The organism is Curvibacter sp. Hmag1.1, assembly GCF_059769165.1.
Map to the genome: position 1 here is coordinate 2,346,816 of NZ_JBMBGX010000002.1, position 18,544 is coordinate 2,365,359.

Below are 18,544 nucleotides of genomic sequence, written 5' to 3' on the forward strand. Positions count from 1 at the left end.
TAACCATTAACCTGCAGCGGAGGCTGCCAGGGCTGCGGCTTTGGCAGCCTCCGCTGCTTCCCGTTGTGCCGCAGCTGCCGCGGCAGCTGCAATCAGAGTGGCTTTGCATACGGTGCGTGTGAGCGGTATGCCATCTACGAAGGCCTGCAATTCGCCGGACTCCATGGCGACCCAAGCTTCGTTGGTGGTCAGGGGTTCTGTCACCACAATCACCTGCCGGTCCTCGGGACCATTCAGGTCTGAGAGATCGACGGTCATGTCTTCGTCCTTGAGCTGCACTTCCGGGAAAGGATGCTGGCGGAGCACATAGCAGAGCTTGGTGCTGGCGTGCGCCCACAGGGCCTGGCCATTGCTCAACAGAAAGTTGAACGTGCCGTGCTTTGCAATCTGGGGAACCAGTTCCGCCAGCGTGCGCGTGAGTTCTTCGACCGTCGGTACCCTCACGTGGGATTTGTTCAACTCCTGCAGCAGCCAGCAAAACGCCAGTTCGCTATCGGTGTTGCCCACCGGCTTGAAGCTGCCATGCAATCTGGGGTTGAATTCTTTCAGGTCGCCGTTGTGGGCGAAGACCCAGTAGCGCCCCCAAAGTTCACGGGTAAACGGGTGGCAGTTTTCGAGGGTGACGGCGCCCACGGTAGCCTTGCGCACATGGGCTACGACGTTATGACTTTTGATCGGGTAAGACTTGAGCATCTTCGCAATCGGCGAGGTCGATGCACTTTCCTTGTCCACAAAATGCCGTGCCGCCTTGCCGGGCTGGTCGCCCTCGCTCTCAAAGAAGGCGATGCCCCAACCATCTGAATGGTGGTCGGTGCAGCCGCCCCGCTGCGAAAAGCCGGTGAAGCTCAGCGTCAGGCTGGCCGGCAAATGGCTGTTCATTCCAAGCAGTTGGCACATGGAAACAGTTTACTCCGCAGGGTGCGTGAATGGGCCGGACAGGTCGGATGGAATGTTCATTTGCTTAAGTGCGCGGCTCTGACCAGAGCTTCCCGCCGGTGGACCAGTTTTCGCGCTTGACCTCGGTGATGATGATGTCCACCGCCTCGGGTGAGCAGCCTAGGGTTTCGGCCGTGACCCGGGTCACTTCTTCCACCAGCTTTTTCTTTTGCTCGGGGGAGCGGCCTTCAAACATTTCGACGTGGTAAGTGGGCATGGTCTTCCTTGTGACGGGGGAATAGGGCGTGCAGATTAGACTGCGGGGGTTTCCATTTTCCTCCGACTCTTCCTTTGCAATTTTTGTTCCCTCCCGACCCGTCAGCACGCGCACGTGGTGTATTGCTGCTGGTGTTTGTGTTGCATGCCTTGCTGGGGGGGCTGCTGGGTCTGTCCGTGGACGAGGCGCATTACCTGCTGTACGCCGCCCACCCGGCCTTGAGTTATTTTGACCATCCGCCTCTGGTAGGTTGGATGCAGATACCGTTGGTTGCCCTGGACGCGCCGGTCGCCGTGCTCCGCGTGGTGCCCGGCGTTTGCTGGTTACTCACGGTGTGGGGCGTGCACCGACTGACGCTGGGGTTTTTTGCGGGCCAGGCGATGGCCCCACAAGCTGCATTGGCTGCGGTGTCGGCACTCGCGCTGGCGCCTTTGCTGCATGTGCTGGGCATAGGCCTGCTGCCCGATACCTTGTTGATGGCGCTCACCGTGGCCTTGATGCAGCAGACGTGGACCTTGATGCAGCCCGCAGCTACCACCCGCGTTGCGCCCTGGGTGGTGATGGGCGTGTTGCTGGGCTTGTCGGGCTTGGCCAAATACACCGCCGTCTTCACTGCGGTTGCAATTGCCGTAAGCGTCGTCGGTGCCCAAGGGTTGCGGGTGCTGCGTCTGCCTGCGTTGTGGCTAGGCTTGGTCATTGCCGCGCTGCTGATTGCACCCGTGCTTGTTTGGAACGCCCAGAACCAGTGGATTTCATTCAGCTACCAGCTCGCGCACGGCAAGGGCAGTGCGTGGCAGTTATCGCACGTGTTGCGGTTTCTGCTGACGCAACTGATGGTCTTTGGCCCGCTGTTGCTGTTCGCGGCGCCGGGTTGGCGCAGTGCCCCGACACCTTTGCGGCCCTTGCTATGGCTGTTTGTCATCCCCTTTGTGATCTTCGCCTACATGTCCGGTGGCGGGACTGCGTTACCGCACTGGACGGCACCCTCTTGGGTGGCGCTGGCACCTTTTGCGGGTTGGGGGCTGGCTTTTGCGTGGCGCAGAGGCATGCGAAGGGTGATAGCGGTTTTGGTCTCTTTGCAGTTCTTGGCAAGTGCTTGCTTGCTGGGGCTGATGAGCAGCGCGGGCTGGCCGGTCATTGCCGGTAGCGATGCTGCTGTGGCGCCGCAGCCCAATCCCTTTGCGGATTTGCATGGCTGGGAACTTGCGGGTGCCCGCGCCCAAACGCTGGCGGAGCAACAGGGCTTGCCGCGAGTCGCCGTGCAGAACTGGACGCTGGGCAGCCGCCTGGGTTGGTATGCGCGGCCCTTGCCGGTGTTCGTTCTGGAGGAGGGGGATTCCCAGTTCAAACTGTGGGCAGGGGACTTGTCCGCAGGCGAGGGGGCTTTGCTGGTTGATTGGTCCCATATGGCTTACGAGGCTCCCGTGGGAGCACATGGTTTTGCGTCCTGTACCCTGCTGGAGAGTCTGCCGGTGCAGCACTGGGGTCAGCCCCTGGCGAGCTTCCGCTTCTATGACTGCCGCGGTTGGTCCGGTGCCGCACCGCAGCCTCGGCTTACACTCCCGCCCAATTCCTGAAACCCCATGTTGATGCCTCGTCCCGTTACGCCCCACGCCCTCGCCAGCCCGGTATCCGCCAGCAGCTGGTGGTGGCCTTTGGTGATCTTCGTTTTGGGCACACCACTATGGCTGCAGCTGTGGGAGCCCACGCTTTTCATCACCATCAACCAGTGGTGCGCGCCCTTGGCCGCCGAGTTCTGGACCGGCTTGTCCCTTCTGGGCAATGGCTGGGGTTTGCTGGCGGTAACGGCCCCGCTGCTGGTATTCGCTCCCCGCTTGATGGTGGCCTGGCTGTGTGCGGCACCTTTTGCCGTGCTGTTCGCGCGCACCGGCAAGTTCTTTATTGAAAGCCCGCGCCCGGCAGCGGTAGTCGACAACGCGCAGATGCGCGTGGTCGGTGAGCTGCTGCACAACGTGTCCATGCCCTCCGGCCATACCTTGACGGCTTTTGCTGTCGCCTCGGGCATCTACTACGCCCTCACGGTGGCCCAACGCAGGCGCCACTGGTGGTTGCTGGTGTTGGCTGCCGGCACCGGTCTGTCCCGCATTGCAGTGGGTGCCCATTGGCCGGGTGATGTGGCGGTGGGCGCCAGTCTGGGCCTGCTCGCAGGTTTGCTGGGGCACCAAATTTGGATCCGCTTGCCTTCAACGCAGTTTGCGCCTACGGCATGGGGTGTGCGCATCGCAGCGGTGTTGGTGGCCTTGTCCATCTTTCATTTGGTCACCGAGGATCTTGATTTTGCGGAAAACCATAGGACTCAGATGGTGCTCACCGTGGTGGCAGTCACCAGTTTGCTGGTTTACCTCTGGCGATTGCTCGCATCGACGTTTCAAAAGAAATAGGCTGCTAGCGCAGGCTGAATAAGCGCGAGTAGCTATCGATTTCATAGCTAATGCCCCTTTGGAAAATGGGACTACTGATGAAAGTCCGTTTTTTTCTGTCATGATCCGCCCACCTTTAGGGGAGTAGCATTCCCGGCGCGCAGGTGCCGGGGTTGCATGTTTCGTCAGTACGTCGCGGGTGGTTTCATTGCCCCGGCCGGAACATGCAGAGGCGCCACATGGCGCTCTCCCGCAAGACCTACAGGGAATGTTTCAACCATTTCGAGGTCTTGCATATGCAAACAATCGCACCGCTGTGGCTATGGGCCACCTTCATCGGCATCGTACTGGTGTCACTCTTCGTCGACTTCGTCGTCCTCAAAAAGCAGGGCGCCCATGACATCGGCGTCAAAGAGGCGCTTAACTGGTCCCTGATCTGGATTGCCTTGAGCTTCTTGTTCAACGGCTTGTTCTGGTGGGCTGTCAAAGACACGACTGGTTCGACTGAGATCGCCAACACCAAGTCGCTGGAGTTCCTGACCGGCTACCTCATCGAGAAGTCACTGGCGGTGGACAACATCTTTGTGTTCCTGCTGATCTTCACCTACTTCGCGGTGCCCACGCACTACCAGAAGCGGGTGCTGATGATCGGCATCATCGGTGCCATCGTGTTGCGCACCATCATGATTCTGGTGGGCGGCTGGTTGTTGGCTGAGTTCCACTGGATTTTGTATGTGTTCGGCGCTTTCCTGATCCTCACCGGCGTGAAGATGTGGTGGGCTGCAGGCCAGGAACCCAGTCTGGATGACAACCCAGCCTTGAAGCTGCTGCGCAAGATCCTGCCCGTGAGCAAGAACTACGACGGTGAAAATTTCTGGACCGTGGAAAACGGCAAGAAGATCGCAACCCCCTTGTTCATGGTGATCTGCCTGGTGGCCCTGACGGACGTGATCTTTGCGGTGGACTCCATTCCCGCGATTTTCGCGATCACCAGTGACCCCTTCATTGTGCTGACCAGCAACGTGTTTGCGATTCTGGGTCTGCGTGCCATGTACTTCCTGCTGGCTGCGGTGGCGAACAAGTTCCACTTGTTGAATTACGGTCTGGCCGTCATTCTGGTGTTCATTGGTACCAAGATGTGCCTGATCGATATCTACAAGATCCCCGTGGGTGCATCCCTGGGTGTGGTGGTGGGCATTCTGGCCGTCACCATGTGGTTGAGCGTTCGCACCAGCAAGGTGGAAGAGCGCGCATGAGTGATCACCACACGCAGGCCGACCGCCTGCGGGCCGCAGCGGCAGCGCTGCAGGATCAACCCCTGAGCCTGCAGCAACTGTTCCGCCTGCATGGGCGGGCGGGGCCGGGGGCCTTGCTGGTGGTGCTGTCCGTGCCTTGCCTGCTGCCGGTACCGGGTGCCGGCGTTTTCATGTCCATGGGCATGGCGATGGTGGCGTGGATGATCTGGCGCTACTACCCGCGCTTGGTCATGCCGCGCAAGGTGGGGCGCTTTCAGCTCTCGCCACCCATGGCGCGCCGGGCACTGAACACCCTTGCTTGGTTGTACGAAAAAGCCTCCCGTGTCATGCGAACCCGCCAACGTTGGTGGATGCAGCCCGGCCACCGCGTCTGGCTTGCGCCCTTTGTGGCCGCCATGGCGCTGATCATTTTTCTGCCGATTCCGTTCGGTAATGTGGTGCCGGCAGCGGCCTTGCTGCTCATCGGACTGGGGCTCGTGTTTGAGGACGGACTGGCGATGTTGACCGGTGTCCTCGTGGGTTTGGCGCTGGTTACGGTATTGGCCGGTCTGGCAGGCGGTGCTGCTCACTGGGCGCCAGAGCTGTGGGCCGCCTGGCCTCTGCGCCCACAGTAAGACGCTGCAGAATTTCAGTGCCCAGCCAACCTCAGTGCCAAGGTGCTGAGGGCCCGGTAGGCATCGCCACTGGGCGCATCCCATGTCTGCACCACGGCGGCTTGCCGCTCAATCGCGGCCACATCGCCCCGCGCGGCCGGTCCTGTCAAGGCACCGGCTGGCCCCAGGCGCGTGATGTTGTCGACCGCGTTTCGCAGCAGGTTGGCGCGCAGTTGAGGCAGCAAGCGCGTGGGCACACCGGTGCGGGTCCACGCAGCTTCCGCGACGGACTGCAACACCGGCAGAAAGTTGGTCGCAAATACCGCTGCTGCGTGGTACAGCACCTTGTCTTCACCGGCCACCCGGAAGCACTGGCCGCCAATGGTTTGGAAGGCAGGCTCCAACACAGCGCAGGCAGTCGCCTCGCCCTCGAGTGCGCATGCTGTGCCAGCAAACTGCTGCACCGCCGCCGCTACGTTGGCAAAACTCAGGATGCAGTGCGCGCTGGCCGTACGCCAACCCAGGTCGGCCAAGGGCTGCAAGCTGCCGGCGTTCTGGGCGCCGCTGCAGTGAAAGACGATTGGGCGGGAAGCTCCGGATACTCGTGTGGCAGCCAGTACATGGGCGACATCTGCGATCCGTGCGTCCTGCACCGCCAACATCCACACATCGGCGGGGCGCATGGCTTGCATGCGGGCCACTGCAGTGCCTGAACCTATCGCGGTGCAGGCTTCTTGCGCACTCTCCAGGCTGCTGGTCAGCACGTCCTGAATCTCGAACACGCCATGCCGTGCCCACAAGGTGGCCAATGTGCGGCCTACCCGGCCGGCACCAATCAGGTTCAGGGTTGTCACGCGCGCTTCACTCCGGGAACGGTGGGCGCCGCTACCATGGCGCCATGAAAAAAATTCTGGTTACAGGCGGCACCGGTGCCGTCGGCAAATACATTGTGGACGATCTGGTGCAGCACGGATACACCGTGGGCGTGCTCGATCTGGCAGCCCCCGCCCGCAGCGACGTGACGCACCATGCTGTGGACGTGCTGCAGCTGGATGCGGTGCTGCAGGCCATGGCCGGTTATGACGCCGTCATGCATGTGGCCGGCATTCCGCACCCGCTCAACGATCCCGCCAAGCGGGTGTTTGACGTGAACGTGAACGGCTCCTTCAACGTGCTGGAAGCCGCCGCCCAGCATGGCATTGCCAAAGTGGTGTTCACTTCCAGCGAATCGACCATGGGCTTTGCCTTTGCCGCGCACCGGCTGGCGCCCCTGTACATCCCGGTGGACGAGGCCCACCCGGCCCGCCCGCAGGACCCCTACGGCCTGAGCAAAGTGGTGAGCGAACAAATCTGCAAGACCTACACCGAGCGCTATGGCATGCGTACCGTGTGTTTGCGCATGCCCTGGGTATGGCTGCCGGACGAAGCGCAGCGCCCCTTCTATCGCTCGCTGGTTGCCGAATATCCCAACTGGTACAAAAACATCTGGACCTTTGTGGATGCGCGCGATGTGGCCACGGCGCACCGCCTTGCGCTGGAAGTTGATCTGGAACACAAACACGAAGCCTTTTTCATCACCGGACCGCACAACTGGACGGGCCGCGATGGTCGCGAATTGATGGCAGAGTTCTGGCCGGAGGTCACGCAGTTCGCCCCGGACTTTGCTGGCACGGCGCCACTGATTTCGCACGCGAAGGCGGCACGCCTGTTGGGCTACAAGCCGCTTTATGGCGTGCAGGAAGTATTGGGCAGTTAGTCGATCTAGGGCGCACCGCCCACCGCAGGCGGCGTTGGTGCTGCGGCCGGGTGACGGGCATGCAGGTGGTGCCGCACGAATGGTTTGCCTTGCCCCGAAACCCAGAGTGCCAGTCGCACCTCGATCTCATGCGTGGGCAGCAAGGTCGCGCTATTGCCATGCAAGGCCAGCAGCAGGATCAGGGGCGCGAACTTGCTGGCCCAGTGGGTTAGCGGTCGTGAACCCAATTCACGCAAAGTCGGCCAACTCACAGCTGCCCCCAGTACCCAACCGGCAAGCACTTCGCTCACGCTGTGTGCGTTTACCATCACCCGTGAAATGCCCACCGCCAAAGCCAGCGCCCAGCCCATGGCCGCGCCTGCGCCACTCGCTTGCATGGCCGGCCAAGGAACCCCCCGTAGCAACAACGGCAAGATGCTGGTGGCCAACAGGGTGTGCCCGCTGATGCCGGTGAAGTCCAGCGCCGCAATGCCTATGCCCCAGCCGAAGAACAGGCACTTGCTGATGACTGTGATCGTTACGGCCAGCACGATGCGCATCAGGTAGGCGCGTGCCACTGCTTGGGCACCGCTTTCCCATAACCCCCCCAATACCAACACCAAGGCGGGCAGCAGCAGGCTCGATGCCCCCATGTGGGTGATGACCCACCAGGCTTGGGTGCTCAGGGGCAAGGCGTCGGACATGGATAAATGCTGCGGTGCAATAGTAGGCGCCAGTGTAGCCCGCGGCGAAGCGCTGTCAGACGATCAACGGGTCCTGGTCCATGGCTTCGATCTGGTCTTCCAACATCTGGATCTGGCCCTTCCAGTAGTCGCTGCTACCGAACCACGGGAAGTTGGCTGGAAAGGTCGGGTCGCTCCAGCGCCGGGCCAACCACGCGCTGTAGTGGATCAGGCGCAATGTGCGCAGCGGCTCGATCAACGCCAGCTCGGCCCGGTCGAACTCTCGGAATTGCTCGTAGCCGTCCACCAGCATGCCGAGCTGGCGGGTTTGTTGCTGCCGGTCGCCGCTGAGCAACATCCAGAGGTCTTGCACCGCAGGGCCGGTGCGGGCGTCGTCCAGGTCCACAAAATGCGGGCCGGGGCCCGCGCTGACGGCCACGTCGGTCGGCGTCCATAGGATGTTGCCGGGGTGGCAGTCACCGTGCAGGCGCAGCTGGCGTATACCGCTGGTATTGGAGTTATTTTGGCCTGTAGCGCCCGCCATATCTGCGCGAGCAGCTATTAAATCTATAGCTTGCTGGCAGCGCTCACTCCACAGGGTTTGCACATCCAGCGGCACCATCTGGTTCGCCAGAAGCCACTTCATGGGCTCGATGGCGAAGGTCTGCACATCCAAGGCCGGGCGGTGCACAAACGGGCGCTTGGCACCCACGGCATGGATGCGCGCCAGAAAGCGGCCAATCCATTCCAGCACCTCGCCATCGTCCAGCTCGGGCGGGCGGCCACCACGGCGGGGGCTCACCGAGAAGGCAAAGCCGCCGAAGTGGTGAAGAGAACGTGGCCCCCACGCTCCACCGCTGCGCGGGTCGCTGCCCCCCGAGGGGGCGAATTCGCCTTGGGGCGGCCCGGCGGCGAATTGGCCGTTGAGCATCAGCGGCCCGACCACAGGAATTTCGGCTGCCATCAGTTCCGCCGCAAAGTCGTGCTCTTCCTGGATCTGGGTATCGCTCCAGCGCTCAGGGCGGTAGAACTTGGCGACCACCGGGGCACCGTCTTCCAGCTGCATTTGGTAGACGCGGTTCTCGTAGGACGAGAGAGCGGTCAGGCGCCCGTCGCCTCGCAGGCCCACGCTGTCCAGCGCGTCAAGCACCAGGTCGGGAGTGAGGGATTCAAAGGGGTGGAGGGCGGAGCCCGCGGTGCTGTGCATGGGGCTATTGTCGTCCTCCTGCCCATCGGGCGCGGCGACACGGCCAGCGGTGTGACAATGCCGCCATGCAATCTCTGCCACCCCATGCGCCCAAGCGGGTCGACGTCTTGGTCTACCCCGGATTCAAAGGCATCGAGGCCATAGGCGCCATGAGCGTCTTCGAGTACGCCAACATCCACCTGGTGCAACAAGGGCGCCCGGCCGGGTATGTGCTGCGCATCGTGTCCAGCGCATCAGGCCCCGTGGCCTCCGACATGCACATGCAGCTGGACGCGCAGGCGCTGCGTGAGGACGATCTGCCCCACACCGCCCTGATCGTCGGGGCGCGCGGCATCGAACAGGCGCTGGAAGCCAATCCCGCACTCGTGGCGTGGACCGCCGCGGTGGCGCCGCGCCTGGAGCGTCTTGTGGCCTTGTGTTCCGGGTGCTTCTTCCTTGCCAAAGCCGGCGTGCTGGACGGCCTGTTGGCCACCACCCACTGGAGTGTGGCGTCCCTGTTGCAAGAGCGCTTTCCGGCGGTGGATGTACAGGCCGATGCCATCTACCTGCGTCAAGGCCGTATCTGGACCTCCGCCGGTGTGACCGCCGGCATTGATCTGGCGCTGGCTTTGGTGGAGGAAGACCATGGCCGCAGTCTGGCGCTGCAAGTTGCGCGCGATCTGGTGGTTTACCTCAAGCGCCCCGGTGGCCAGTCGCAGTTCAGCGTGCACCTCACCAGCCAGAGTACCGGTCATGCCGGCATCCGCGATGCGCAGGACTGGGTGCTCTCGCATCTTTCCCAACCCTTGGATGTCGCGGCGCTGGCAGCCCGCGCCGCCATGAGCGAGCGCAACTTCAGAAGGGTGTTTGCCAAAGAAGTGGGCAGCAGCCCTGTGCAATTCATTGAGGCAGCCCGATTGGAGGCCGCCAGACGCATGCTGGAAGAGGGCGACTTGCCGCTCAAGACGATTGCCGCGCGCGTTGGCTTCGCTTCGGAACAGCCTTTGCGCAAGTTGTTCCTCAAGCACTTGGGGGTGAGCCCCCAAGCCTACCGGGAGCGCTTTGCCAGCGCACTCCCGGCATCTGCATGAGCGGGCATTAGTAAATCACCACGCCGCGGATCGATTCGCCGCGCTTCATCAGGTCGAAGCCCTTGTTGATGTCTTCCAGGGGCATGGTGTGGGTGATCAGGCTGTCGATGTTGATCTTGCCTTCCATGTACCAGTCCACGATGTTGGGCACATCTGTGCGGCCGCGTGCGCCACCAAAGGCAGAGCCCTTCCATTCCCGGCCGGTGACCAACTGGAAGGGGCGGGTAGAGATTTCGGCTTCGGCTTCGGCCACGCCGATGATGATGCTCTGACCCCGGCCCTTGTGGGTGCACTCCAGCGCCTGGCGCATGACCTTGGTGTTGCCGATGCACTCGAAGCTGTAATCGGCGCCGCCGTCGGTGAGCTGCACAATCGCGTCCACGATGTTGCCGCCAGCGGCCTCAATGTCCTTGGGGTTCAGGAAGTGGGTCATGCCAAAGCTGCGGGCCATGGCCTCGCGGGCAGGGTTCAGGTCCACACCGATGATCTTGTCCGCGCCCACCATCTTCAAGCCCTGGATCACGTTCAGGCCGATGCCGCCCAGGCCGAACACGACCGCGTTGGCACCGGCTTCCACCTTGGCGGTAAAGATCACTGCACCGATACCGGTGGTCACGCCGCAGCCGATGTAGCAAACCTTGTCAAAGGGAGCGTCGTCACGGATTTTGGCCAAGCTGATTTCAGGCGCTACGGTGTAGTTGCTGAAGGTGCTGGTACCCATGTAGTGAAAGATGGGCTCGCCATTCAGGCTGAAGCGGCTGGTGGCATCGGGCATCAGACCCTTGCCCTGGGTACCGCGAATCAGCTGGCATAGGTTGGTCTTGCGGCTCAAGCAGAACTTGCACTGGCGGCATTCGGGGGTGTAGAGCGGGATGACATGGTCACCCTTTTTGAGGCTGGTTACACCGGGGCCTACGTCCACCACAATGCCGGCGCCTTCGTGGCCCAGGATGGCGGGGAAGATGCCTTCAGGGTCGGCACCGCTCAGGGTGTAGTAGTCGGTGTGGCAGATGCCGGTGGCCTTGATTTCGACGAGCACTTCGCCGAACTTGGGGCCTTGCAGGTCTACGGTTTCAATGGTCAGGGGTTGGCCTGCTTTCCAGGCGACGGCGGCACGTGTTTGCATGAGTGTCTCGGAGTGGGTAGGGAATGCACATGCGCGCGTGAGCGCGCGGCGGGCTGTCCCGATGGTAGGGGCATTCAGGCAGTTGCACAGAATGCGGGCGCTTTGACCGTGCTGCTTGTCCGGCCCGGACAGCAATTTGGCCGCCCTGACGTCTTCAGCCCAGCGGGCCGAGGTCGTCCCCGTAGCCCGAAGGGCTGTCACCGTGGGCGTCGGAGTCGGAGTCCGAATAGCCGCCCCCTCATGTGCTCCACCTTTTCCACCCAGGTGTTCGAAGGGCAGCGCTTGCTTCACCAGGATGATGGTGCAAGGGGCTTCCATGGCCACCTTGATGGGAACGGTGGCGACAAAGCGCTGTGTCATCAAGCCGTGGGTAGCAGCGCCCATGACGATGACGCTAACGTTGTTTCCGCGGGCATAGTCGAGCAGCGCTTGGGCGACGTCACTGCTCTCCAGCACGTGGCAAGAAATCTGGTGGCCCGGGTAATCCAGCGGCTGCGCCCACTGGCGCAAGGTGTTCAGGTAGCGGCGGTGCACCTGTGTTTCGCTGCGGTCTTCGTCAGAGGCGCTGGTTTGACTGCCGGAGATGACCGTAACACAGGCAAGCCGCGCACCGGGCCGTGTGCCCAGTGATCGGGCTACGGCCTGCCGCAGGCTGTAGAGGGTGGCGTCAGTCGCGTCTTTGTGGGGGACTGCCACCATGACGATGGGTACTTCATCCACCTGCTGAGCCGGCAACGGGCTGGGCTGGTAGTGCATGCCCGCTGCCTTGATCCAGCGTTTGAAGTGGGTGCTGAAGGACGTTCCTTCCACGTTGGTGCCCCGGCGCGTGACATGCACTTGCGTAGGGTGCGAAAGATCAAAGGCCAGGTGGGCGGCCGAAGGGTAGCGCTTGGCGGCTTCGGGTTCCAGGCAGCGCAGCACCACCTCTTGCAGCCATGCGGGCACGTCCGAGCGGCGTTTGCGTGGCGGTACCGGGTCCATCCACAGGCGCTGGCGCAAGCCGGCGCTGGTTTGTGGCTCGCCGAAGGGCAACTCTTCGGTGCATAGTTGGTAGAGCATGACCCCGATGGCGAATACATCGCTGCGCGGGTCGCCCCGAACGCCCACCACCTGCTCCGGGGCGATCCATGCCGGTGAGCCCACCGCCTTGCGCAATTGCTCGGCCAGCAGATCCGGAAAGTGTGCGTGGCAGGACAGGCCGAAGTCCAGCAGGACGGCACTGCCATCCTCGCGGATGAGTACATTGGCGGGTTTGAGATCCAGGTGCACGGTGTTCTGCTGGTGCAGTGCATGGGCCGCCCGCGCCACTGCTGCTCCGAGACGGGTGACCTCAGCAATGTCCAAAGGTTGGGGCGCGTCCAGCCAGTGCTGCAGCGTGCGCCCTTGCACATATTCCATCACCAGGTAGGGCACATGCAGAAGGTCGCCGGCCGCCACAAATCGCGGTGTGTGCGGCCCGCTCAGAGCCTGCATGATCTGACACTCCACTTCGAAACTGACGATGTTCTCAGCCCCATCCCCCGCGGTCATGCGGGGCACTTTCATCGCCATCTCGAAACCAGGGCCCGGCCGGCCATCGGCATACACCACCTGGTAAATGTGGGCCATGCCGCCGGAGTGGATGCAGGCCTTGACGAGAAAGCCATCCAGTACTTCGCCGGGCTCCAGCAGTTTCATCGCCCTTCCTCCAAACGCTGGGCGAAGAACTCGGGCAGTCCTGCGCGGCGGATCGCGGTGGCTGCTGCGAAATGGTCGTAGGGCACCCGGTGGTAGGTGAGTTGTTGGCGTTCGGTGTCGAGCAATGCGTACATGGCCTGCGTTTTGCCATCGCGCGGCTGGCCGACTGAGCCGACGGTACTCAACCACTGCCGGTGTTTGGGTACGGGTACGGCGACTCCGGACTGCGGTGTGAATTTCATCAGTCCGTCCGTGCCCCGGTAATACAGGGTTTGCAAATGCACATGCCCGCCGAACACGTAGCGCACATCCGGAAAGGCACTGGCGGCATTCAGGCTCTCAGAAGCACTGCGTTCGTCGTACACATAGCGCCAGAGCTCGGGCGCATCCACGCTGGCATGCACCAACAATACGGTGTCCATGTGGTAGGTGAGGGGCAGGGTGGCTATCCATTTCCGTTGGCTGTCGTTGAGTTGCCGGTGTGTCCAGCCGGCGGTACTGTCGCCTATGGTCTTGGGCACTGCAGGTGGATCTACGGCCATGTCGTCATGGTTGCCTTTGAGCACAACGGCACCTTCTTCGGTGAGCAGCATGATGCGCTCCAACACCTCTGCCGGTTGCGCACCGTAGCCCACCATGTCCCCCAGAAAAGCGAAGCGCTGCGTCTTTTGCGCGCGTGCGTGAGCCAGGCAGGCATCCAGAGCCTGCAGGTTGCCGTGAATATCGGACAACAAAGCCAATCTCATCCCGTCTCCATCTCTGTTCTTGTCGTCATCGTTGCATCATGCCTTGCCGGGCTGACGGCAAGTTTGCAGAATGGAGGTGCTTGGCCAATTGATGCAGGTCAATGTCTGCCCTGCATGTCGGCCGTAAAGTGATTCCATGCGCAAAGTCAAACTGCACAAACTCGTGATCGGTCGCCGTGGGCTCATCTATTCATTGGGCCTGTGCATGCTGATTCTGGGGATAGGCGGATTGGGCTTCTGGGCTTTGGAGCCCCGGGCTGAGACTTACAGCGATGGCCTGTGGCTCGCTTTCACGACCGCCGCCACGGTGGGTTACGGGGATATCGTGCCCAGTACACATGCTTCACGGTTTTTTGCTGTCGTGGTGGTACTGATGGGACTGGCGGTACTGTCGCTGGTAACCGCCTCGGTGGCGGCCATGCTGGTGGAGGTGGAAGAGCGTGCGGTGGACAGTGAGTTGCTACGCGAGATCCACGCCTTGCGGCTTGAAGTGCGTCATTTGCGCGATGAAGTTCACACCCTGCGGGCAGATGGCCCAAATGAAAAAGTCGGCACACCTTAGGGCATGCCGGATTCTTTGACTGACGGTGTTTTGGCACCGCACAGTAATTCGCGATTAGACGATCGTGATGGTCACTTCGATGTTGCCGCGTGTTGCGTTGGAGTACGGGCACACCTCGTGAGCCTTAGCGACCAGGGCTTCTGCAGCAGCTTTGTCCATACCGGGGATGCTGACTTCCAGAGCCACCTCAATGCCGAAGCCCTGTGGAATCTGGCCGATGCCCACCGACGCGTTGATGCTGGTGTCTGCAGGCAATGCGATCTTCTGGGTGCCGGCCACAAATTTCATTGCGCCGATGAAGCAGGCGCTGTAGCCGGAGGCAAACAACTGCTCAGGGTTCACGCCGGCACCGGGGCCGCCCATTTCCTTGGGAACGGCCAACTTCAGGTCCAGCAGGCCATCGGAGGTACGGGTCGTACCGTCACGGCCGCCGGTGGAGGTGGCGTGTGCTGTGTAGAGAACTTTTTCGATCTTGTTGACCATGGTGCTTCCTTCAAAAAATGCTGCGTCTGCAGCGGGTGGGTAATTGAAAAACTAGTTGTGCCCGGAGCTAATCCGGTCACGCAGGGTTTGGATCTGGCCGGTCAGTGACATCAACTCCGGGACCGGGCAGGCGCTGGCCGCAACGACGCAGGCCGGAATGCTGATGGCGCGCGCTTTCAGGGCACGGCCTTCGATGCTGAGAAAGACTTCCACTTTCCGTTCATCCTGCGCGCTGCGTTGGCGACTCAACAAGCCGCTCGCTTCCATGCGTTTGAGCAGGGGGGTGAGCGTGCCTGAATCGAGGAACAAGCGCTCCCCCAACGCAGAGACGCTCATCCCATCGGTTTCCCACAGCACCAGCATGACCAGGTATTGGGGGTAGGTGAGTTGCAGGGCTTCCAGCAAGGGCTTGTACAGCTTGGTCATCGCTAGCGATGCCGAATACAGCGCAAAGCACAGCTGGTTGTCCAGCCGCAATGCGGCGTCGTTGGCAGGGAGTGTGCGTTTGCTTGACATGGAGTGAATTATAGCGAGCAATTAAATTGCGCACAATTTAATTTAAGAAACCATGGTCGCCTCGGGGACAAGGGTAAATCGGGTCTTGGCAGCGTGCGGCGCAATGGCTAACGTCAAGCCTCACACGGGTACAAGGGGCAAAGCACATGTGGGACTACATCATCATCGGCGGCGGATCGGCAGGCTGCGTGTTGGCGGGGCGCCTGAGCGAAGACCCTGACATACAGGTTGCCTTGCTGGAGGCCGGGCCGGCCGACAAGAGCGTGCTTATCCACTGTCCGGCCGGAATAGCGGCGCTGGCCCGTAACGGACAGGCCAACTGGGCCTTGAATACCACCGTACAAGCCGGTCTGAATGGGCGCAGGGGCTACCAACCTCGAGGCAAAGTCCTGGGGGGGTCCAGCTCTGTGAATGCCATGATCTACATCCGTGGCCAGAAAGAGGACTATGACCATTGGGCCTCCGAAGGCAACCCCGGCTGGAGTTATGACGAGGTATTGCCCTATTTCAAGAAGGCGGAAGACAACACCCGTGGCGCGGATGCTTTCCATGGAGAAGGTGGTCCGCTGCATGTGCAGGACCTGACCAGCCCGACGGATCTGGGCCCTGCTTTTATTCGCGCCGGGGTGGAGGCCGGTTACCAGCACAACCCGGACTTTAACGGAGCGGTTCAAGAAGGTGTGGGCATGTACCAGGTGACCCACAAGCACGGTGAGCGCTTCAGTGCCGCCAAGGCCTATCTCACTCCCCACCTTGGTCGTCCGAACTTGCATGTGTTTACCGGTGCACATACCACCCGCATCCTGACGGAGCGTAAGCGGGCGGTCGGCGTGGAATTCGTGCACGAAGGTGAAACCAAACAACTACGTGCCAGCCGCGAAGTATTGCTGTGCGCCGGTGCATTCCAATCTCCCCAGATCTTGCTGCTGTCAGGCATAGGACCGCATCAGCAATTGCTGGAGCATCGCATTCCGACGGTGCACGACCTGCCCGGCGTGGGGCAGCACCTGCATGACCACATCGACATTGTGCAAATGGTGCATGCGCCCAAGCTCACCCAAAGCGTAGGCGTGACTCCGGGCGGAATTGCGCGTCTCATCGGTGCCACCCTGGAGTGGCGCAAGCAGCGTACGGGGCTGTTGACCACCAATTTCGCGGAGGCCGGTGGTTTTGTGAAGAGCCAAAGCTGCGAGCTCACGCCTGATTTGCAGTTCCACTTTGTGATCGCCAAACTGGTGGACCACGGTCGTGGCACGGTGTTCGGCCACGGATATTCCTGCCATGTGTGCCTATTGCGTCCGCTGAGCCGAGGCAGTGTGACGCTGGAAAGCAAGGACCCGTTTGCCGCTCCCGTCATAGACCCGAACTTCTTGGGCGTGCGGGACGATGTGGAGCGACTGATGCGGGGATTTCGCATCATGCGCAATGTCTTGCAGCAGCCCGCCATGGCGCAGCTGGGAGGACGGGAAGTGCCCGCCTCGGCCAACGCGACCAGCGACCTGGCCATCGAGCAATTCATCCGTGACTATGCTGACACGGTCTATCACCCGGTGGGCAGTTGCCGCATGGGGCCTGGTGAGCTGGATGTTGTGGACCACGAATTGCGGGTACACGGCATGGAGGGCCTGCGGGTGGTGGATGCGTCCATCATGCCCCGCATCGTCAGTGGCAACACAAATGCTCCGACCATCATGATTGCGGAAAAGGCGGCGGACATGATCAAGTCAGCCCGCAGCGGTACTCATTGAGAGGGTGCCGCATGCACAGTCAAATCAACGAGTCTCGGCGCGCAGATAGTCCTGAGCAAGCTTGCGTATGTTGATCCGCTTGAGCCCCTCATTCAGGGACAAGCGCATGGAATCGGAATAAGCAGTACGGTTAAAGCACACAAAAAGCGGGAGCTTGGGCATGGTGCTGCGGCTGGACATTTCCAAGCCCTTTAGCTTGTGTTTCGCGGCAAGGTGCTCGAACACCTGCTGGTCGATCGACACATAGTCCACCCGCTTTGCCTCCAGTTTCTTGAGGCTGAACAGGTCGCTGGGCGCGACGTCAGCGGTGACCAGTCCGCGCTCTATCAAACTGTTGATCTCCGGACCATTGTCATATCCATCCACCACGCCGATGCGCTTGCCGTGCAAGTCAGTCCCGTCACGCCAAGGAGCCTGGCTCCCTTTGCGTTGCGCCAAACCGAACTGAAAGCTACCGATGGCATCAGAAACCACCCCGTTCGCCTCAGCACACTCGGATTGGGACGCCGAATAAAAGCCCAAGGGACCATAAGCGCGACCCTCCATCGCCAGTTTGATAGCGCGTCGCCACGGGTACACCTTGACGCTTACCGTGTGCCCTTGCGTGGCATAGGCTTGTCTGATCACGACAGACAAAAAACCCTGCTGTGAAATGTGCCCCGAATAGGGTGGCCAATCCAGCGTCACCAGAGGCAGGTCTGCAGACCATACTGCTCCAGCACCCAGAGCAAACACCCCCGGCAGCATGGCCCGGCACAGGCGACGCAAACGTGTCATCGCTATTTTGCAAAGCGCTTGCGAGTAAGCGCCAAAGCAACCCAGAAAGAGACGACCGCAAAGGCTACCAATACACTGATATGGCGTAGTGCATCCGTAGGCCACTGGTCCATGAACAAGGGGCGCACCAAGGCAACCGCGTTGGACAGGGGCAGCCAGTCAGCCACCATGCGCACAACCAAGGGCAGTTGCTCAAGCGGGAAAAATACCCCGCTCAAAAACATCATGGGTGTGAGGAACAGTGTGAAGTAATAGGTGAAAAAGTCATAGCCTTTGGCCAGCGCGTTGAAGATCAGCGCGATGCAACTGAAGGTAATGCCCACACCCAACAAAATGGGCCAGGCCACCAACAACTTGGGGCTATGGCTTATGCCCAGCACCAACATCACGCCCAAGATGGCCGTGACGGTGAACAGCGACTTGAAAGCCGCCCACAGCATTTCGGCCAGCACCACGTTGTCCAGGCTCACGGGGGCATTCATGATGCCGTCCCAGGTTTTTTGTACATGCATGCGGCTGAACGCGGAGTACAAGGCCTCAAACGAGGCCGACTGCATGGCGCTCATACAAATGGAGCCGCTGGCCAGAAACAGGATGTAGGGCACCTGCTGCCCGTTCACCGTGATCTGCCCGACCAGCGCGCCCATGCCGTAGCCGAAGGCGACCAGCCACATCAAGGGCTCGGCAATATTGCCCACCAGGCTGGGAATGGCCAGCTTTCGCCAGACCAGCAGGTTGCGCAAAAACACTGGCCAAAAGCGCATGGACAGCTCGGGCGCGCGCCAGATGCTCTGGGGCTTGAGAAGTGGGGCGGTTGTGGGGGTGCTCATA

The 18,544-nt window shown here is 61.4% G+C and carries 19 protein-coding genes and 1 pseudogene; 8 read left to right on the plus strand and 12 right to left on the minus strand.

Annotated features, from left to right (window positions below; translation table 11 throughout):
• Nucleotides 1-6 precede the first annotated feature (6 nt).
• Nucleotides 7-897: a class II glutamine amidotransferase gene (locus ACOAP0_RS11685; protein ID WP_498376535.1), complete on the minus strand. Its 891-nt coding sequence runs from the start codon at nucleotides 895-897 to the stop codon at nucleotides 7-9.
• A 64-nt stretch (nucleotides 898-961) separates the two neighbouring features.
• Complete coding sequence (locus tag ACOAP0_RS11690) at nucleotides 962-1,189, minus strand: 4-oxalocrotonate tautomerase (protein ID WP_481874875.1); 228 nt, start codon at nucleotides 1,187-1,189, stop codon at nucleotides 962-964.
• Nucleotides 1,190-1,227: 38 nt separating this feature from the next.
• Between ACOAP0_RS11690 and ACOAP0_RS11695 the strand changes: the two genes are divergently transcribed.
• The 4 genes from ACOAP0_RS11695 to ACOAP0_RS11710 all read left to right on the plus strand — a co-directional run bounded on the left by ACOAP0_RS11695 (nucleotide 1,228) and on the right by ACOAP0_RS11710 (nucleotide 5,404).
• A complete protein-coding gene (locus ACOAP0_RS11695) occupies nucleotides 1,228-2,730 on the plus strand; it encodes an ArnT family glycosyltransferase (protein WP_498376536.1) in 1,503 nt (500 codons plus the stop codon).
• Between the two features lie 6 nt (nucleotides 2,731-2,736).
• Nucleotides 2,737-3,555 (plus strand): phosphatase PAP2 family protein, encoded by an 819-nt coding sequence (locus ACOAP0_RS11700; protein ID WP_481874839.1) that lies wholly within the window; start codon nucleotides 2,737-2,739, stop codon nucleotides 3,553-3,555.
• A 275-nt stretch (nucleotides 3,556-3,830) separates the two neighbouring features.
• On the plus strand, nucleotides 3,831-4,790 hold the full coding sequence (locus ACOAP0_RS11705; protein ID WP_087497356.1) for a TerC family protein: 960 nt from the start codon (nucleotides 3,831-3,833) through the stop codon (nucleotides 4,788-4,790).
• Nucleotides 4,787-5,404, plus strand: a complete 618-nt coding sequence (locus ACOAP0_RS11710) for an exopolysaccharide biosynthesis protein (protein WP_498376537.1) — start codon at nucleotides 4,787-4,789, stop codon at nucleotides 5,402-5,404. Before ACOAP0_RS11705 ends, ACOAP0_RS11710 begins: the two co-directional genes overlap by 4 nt.
• A 14-nt stretch (nucleotides 5,405-5,418) precedes the next feature.
• Here the strand turns inward: ACOAP0_RS11710 and ACOAP0_RS11715 are convergent, their stop codons facing one another.
• Nucleotides 5,419-6,237 carry a Rossmann-like and DUF2520 domain-containing protein gene (locus ACOAP0_RS11715; RefSeq protein ID WP_498376538.1) on the minus strand — a complete coding sequence of 273 codons (819 nt, stop codon included), beginning with the start codon at nucleotides 6,235-6,237 and terminating at the stop codon, nucleotides 5,419-5,421.
• Nucleotides 6,238-6,281: 44 nt separating this feature from the next.
• Here ACOAP0_RS11715 and ACOAP0_RS11720 point away from each other — a divergent pair, with 44 nt between their 5' ends.
• Nucleotides 6,282-7,139 (plus strand): NAD-dependent epimerase/dehydratase family protein, encoded by an 858-nt coding sequence (locus tag ACOAP0_RS11720; RefSeq protein WP_498376539.1) that lies wholly within the window; start codon nucleotides 6,282-6,284, stop codon nucleotides 7,137-7,139.
• A 5-nt stretch (nucleotides 7,140-7,144) separates the two neighbouring features.
• Here the strand turns inward: ACOAP0_RS11720 and ACOAP0_RS11725 are convergent, their stop codons facing one another.
• The gene (locus ACOAP0_RS11725) at nucleotides 7,145-7,822 is read right to left on the minus strand and encodes a phosphatase PAP2 family protein (RefSeq protein ID WP_498376540.1); all 678 of its coding nucleotides are present in this window, start codon (nucleotides 7,820-7,822) and stop codon (nucleotides 7,145-7,147) included.
• Between the two features lie 55 nt (nucleotides 7,823-7,877).
• Nucleotides 7,878-9,008, minus strand: a complete 1,131-nt coding sequence (locus tag ACOAP0_RS11730; protein ID WP_498391413.1) for a serine/threonine protein kinase — start codon at nucleotides 9,006-9,008, stop codon at nucleotides 7,878-7,880.
• A 65-nt stretch (nucleotides 9,009-9,073) separates the two neighbouring features.
• Between ACOAP0_RS11730 and ACOAP0_RS11735 the strand changes: the two genes are divergently transcribed.
• Nucleotides 9,074-10,078: a GlxA family transcriptional regulator gene (locus tag ACOAP0_RS11735; protein WP_498376542.1), complete on the plus strand. Its 1,005-nt coding sequence runs from the start codon at nucleotides 9,074-9,076 to the stop codon at nucleotides 10,076-10,078.
• A gap of 7 nt (nucleotides 10,079-10,085) precedes the next feature.
• On the opposite strand, the gene ACOAP0_RS11740 is transcribed toward ACOAP0_RS11735, so the two are convergent.
• The 3 genes and pseudogenes from ACOAP0_RS11740 to ACOAP0_RS11750 all read right to left on the minus strand — a co-directional run bounded on the left by ACOAP0_RS11740 (nucleotide 10,086) and on the right by ACOAP0_RS11750 (nucleotide 13,627).
• A complete protein-coding gene (locus ACOAP0_RS11740; protein ID WP_498377774.1) occupies nucleotides 10,086-11,204 on the minus strand; it encodes an S-(hydroxymethyl)glutathione dehydrogenase/class III alcohol dehydrogenase in 1,119 nt (372 codons plus the stop codon).
• Nucleotides 11,205-11,465: 261 nt separating this feature from the next.
• Nucleotides 11,466-12,881, minus strand: a pseudogene (locus ACOAP0_RS11745) (protein kinase domain-containing protein); the annotation flags it as partial.
• Complete coding sequence (locus ACOAP0_RS11750) at nucleotides 12,878-13,627, minus strand: metallophosphoesterase family protein (protein ID WP_498376543.1); 750 nt, start codon at nucleotides 13,625-13,627, stop codon at nucleotides 12,878-12,880. The gene ACOAP0_RS11750 and the pseudogene ACOAP0_RS11745, both read right to left, overlap by 4 nt.
• Nucleotides 13,628-13,763: 136 nt before the next feature.
• Here ACOAP0_RS11750 and ACOAP0_RS11755 point away from each other — a divergent pair, with 136 nt between their 5' ends.
• Nucleotides 13,764-14,189 (plus strand): potassium channel family protein, encoded by a 426-nt coding sequence (locus ACOAP0_RS11755; protein ID WP_498376544.1) that lies wholly within the window; start codon nucleotides 13,764-13,766, stop codon nucleotides 14,187-14,189.
• Between the two features lie 54 nt (nucleotides 14,190-14,243).
• Here the strand turns inward: ACOAP0_RS11755 and ACOAP0_RS11760 are convergent, their stop codons facing one another.
• Both ACOAP0_RS11760 and ACOAP0_RS11765 read right to left on the minus strand, forming a co-directional pair.
• Nucleotides 14,244-14,672: an organic hydroperoxide resistance protein gene (locus ACOAP0_RS11760; RefSeq protein WP_498376545.1), complete on the minus strand. Its 429-nt coding sequence runs from the start codon at nucleotides 14,670-14,672 to the stop codon at nucleotides 14,244-14,246.
• A 51-nt stretch (nucleotides 14,673-14,723) separates the two neighbouring features.
• The gene (locus ACOAP0_RS11765; protein ID WP_498376546.1) at nucleotides 14,724-15,188 is read right to left on the minus strand and encodes a MarR family winged helix-turn-helix transcriptional regulator; all 465 of its coding nucleotides are present in this window, start codon (nucleotides 15,186-15,188) and stop codon (nucleotides 14,724-14,726) included.
• A 146-nt stretch (nucleotides 15,189-15,334) separates the two neighbouring features.
• Between ACOAP0_RS11765 and ACOAP0_RS11770 the strand changes: the two genes are divergently transcribed.
• A complete protein-coding gene (locus ACOAP0_RS11770; protein ID WP_498376547.1) occupies nucleotides 15,335-16,936 on the plus strand; it encodes a GMC family oxidoreductase in 1,602 nt (533 codons plus the stop codon).
• 24 nt (nucleotides 16,937-16,960) lie between these two features.
• Here ACOAP0_RS11770 and ACOAP0_RS11775 read toward each other — a convergent pair whose 3' ends face one another.
• Together ACOAP0_RS11775 and ACOAP0_RS11780 are read right to left on the minus strand one after the other, a co-directional pair.
• Nucleotides 16,961-17,713 carry a substrate-binding periplasmic protein gene (locus ACOAP0_RS11775; RefSeq protein ID WP_498376548.1) on the minus strand — a complete coding sequence of 251 codons (753 nt, stop codon included), beginning with the start codon at nucleotides 17,711-17,713 and terminating at the stop codon, nucleotides 16,961-16,963.
• Nucleotides 17,714-17,715: 2 nt separating this feature from the next.
• The gene (locus tag ACOAP0_RS11780; RefSeq protein WP_498376549.1) at nucleotides 17,716-18,543 is read right to left on the minus strand and encodes an ABC transporter permease; all 828 of its coding nucleotides are present in this window, start codon (nucleotides 18,541-18,543) and stop codon (nucleotides 17,716-17,718) included.
• Between the last annotated feature and the right edge of the window lies 1 nt (nucleotide 18,544).

Bases quoted from the DNA above. Each gene is read 5' to 3' on its own strand.
- ACOAP0_RS11765 (WP_498376546.1), bottom strand. From the start codon at position 15,188: ATGTCAAGCAAACGCACACTCCCTGCCAACGACGCCGCATTGCGGCTG.
- ACOAP0_RS11720 (WP_498376539.1), top strand. From the start codon at position 6,282: ATGAAAAAAATTCTGGTTACAGGCGGCACCGGTGCCGTCGGCAAATAC.
- ACOAP0_RS11725 (WP_498376540.1), bottom strand. From the start codon at position 7,822: ATGTCCGACGCCTTGCCCCTGAGCACCCAAGCCTGGTGGGTCATCACC.
- ACOAP0_RS11700 (WP_481874839.1), top strand. From the start codon at position 2,737: ATGTTGATGCCTCGTCCCGTTACGCCCCACGCCCTCGCCAGCCCGGTA.
- ACOAP0_RS11740 (WP_498377774.1), bottom strand. From the start codon at position 11,204: ATGCAAACACGTGCCGCCGTCGCCTGGAAAGCAGGCCAACCCCTGACC.
- ACOAP0_RS11710 (WP_498376537.1), top strand. From the start codon at position 4,787: ATGAGTGATCACCACACGCAGGCCGACCGCCTGCGGGCCGCAGCGGCA.
- ACOAP0_RS11760 (WP_498376545.1), bottom strand. From the start codon at position 14,672: ATGGTCAACAAGATCGAAAAAGTTCTCTACACAGCACACGCCACCTCC.
- ACOAP0_RS11750 (WP_498376543.1), bottom strand. From the start codon at position 13,627: ATGAGATTGGCTTTGTTGTCCGATATTCACGGCAACCTGCAGGCTCTG.
- ACOAP0_RS11755 (WP_498376544.1), top strand. From the start codon at position 13,764: ATGCGCAAAGTCAAACTGCACAAACTCGTGATCGGTCGCCGTGGGCTC.
- ACOAP0_RS11705 (WP_087497356.1), top strand. From the start codon at position 3,831: ATGCAAACAATCGCACCGCTGTGGCTATGGGCCACCTTCATCGGCATC.
- ACOAP0_RS11735 (WP_498376542.1), top strand. From the start codon at position 9,074: ATGCAATCTCTGCCACCCCATGCGCCCAAGCGGGTCGACGTCTTGGTC.
- ACOAP0_RS11730 (WP_498391413.1), bottom strand. From the start codon at position 9,008: ATGCACAGCACCGCGGGCTCCGCCCTCCACCCCTTTGAATCCCTCACT.
- ACOAP0_RS11685 (WP_498376535.1), bottom strand. From the start codon at position 897: ATGTGCCAACTGCTTGGAATGAACAGCCATTTGCCGGCCAGCCTGACG.
- ACOAP0_RS11770 (WP_498376547.1), top strand. From the start codon at position 15,335: ATGTGGGACTACATCATCATCGGCGGCGGATCGGCAGGCTGCGTGTTG.
- ACOAP0_RS11780 (WP_498376549.1), bottom strand. From the start codon at position 18,543: ATGAGCACCCCCACAACCGCCCCACTTCTCAAGCCCCAGAGCATCTGG.
- ACOAP0_RS11775 (WP_498376548.1), bottom strand. From the start codon at position 17,713: ATGACACGTTTGCGTCGCCTGTGCCGGGCCATGCTGCCGGGGGTGTTT.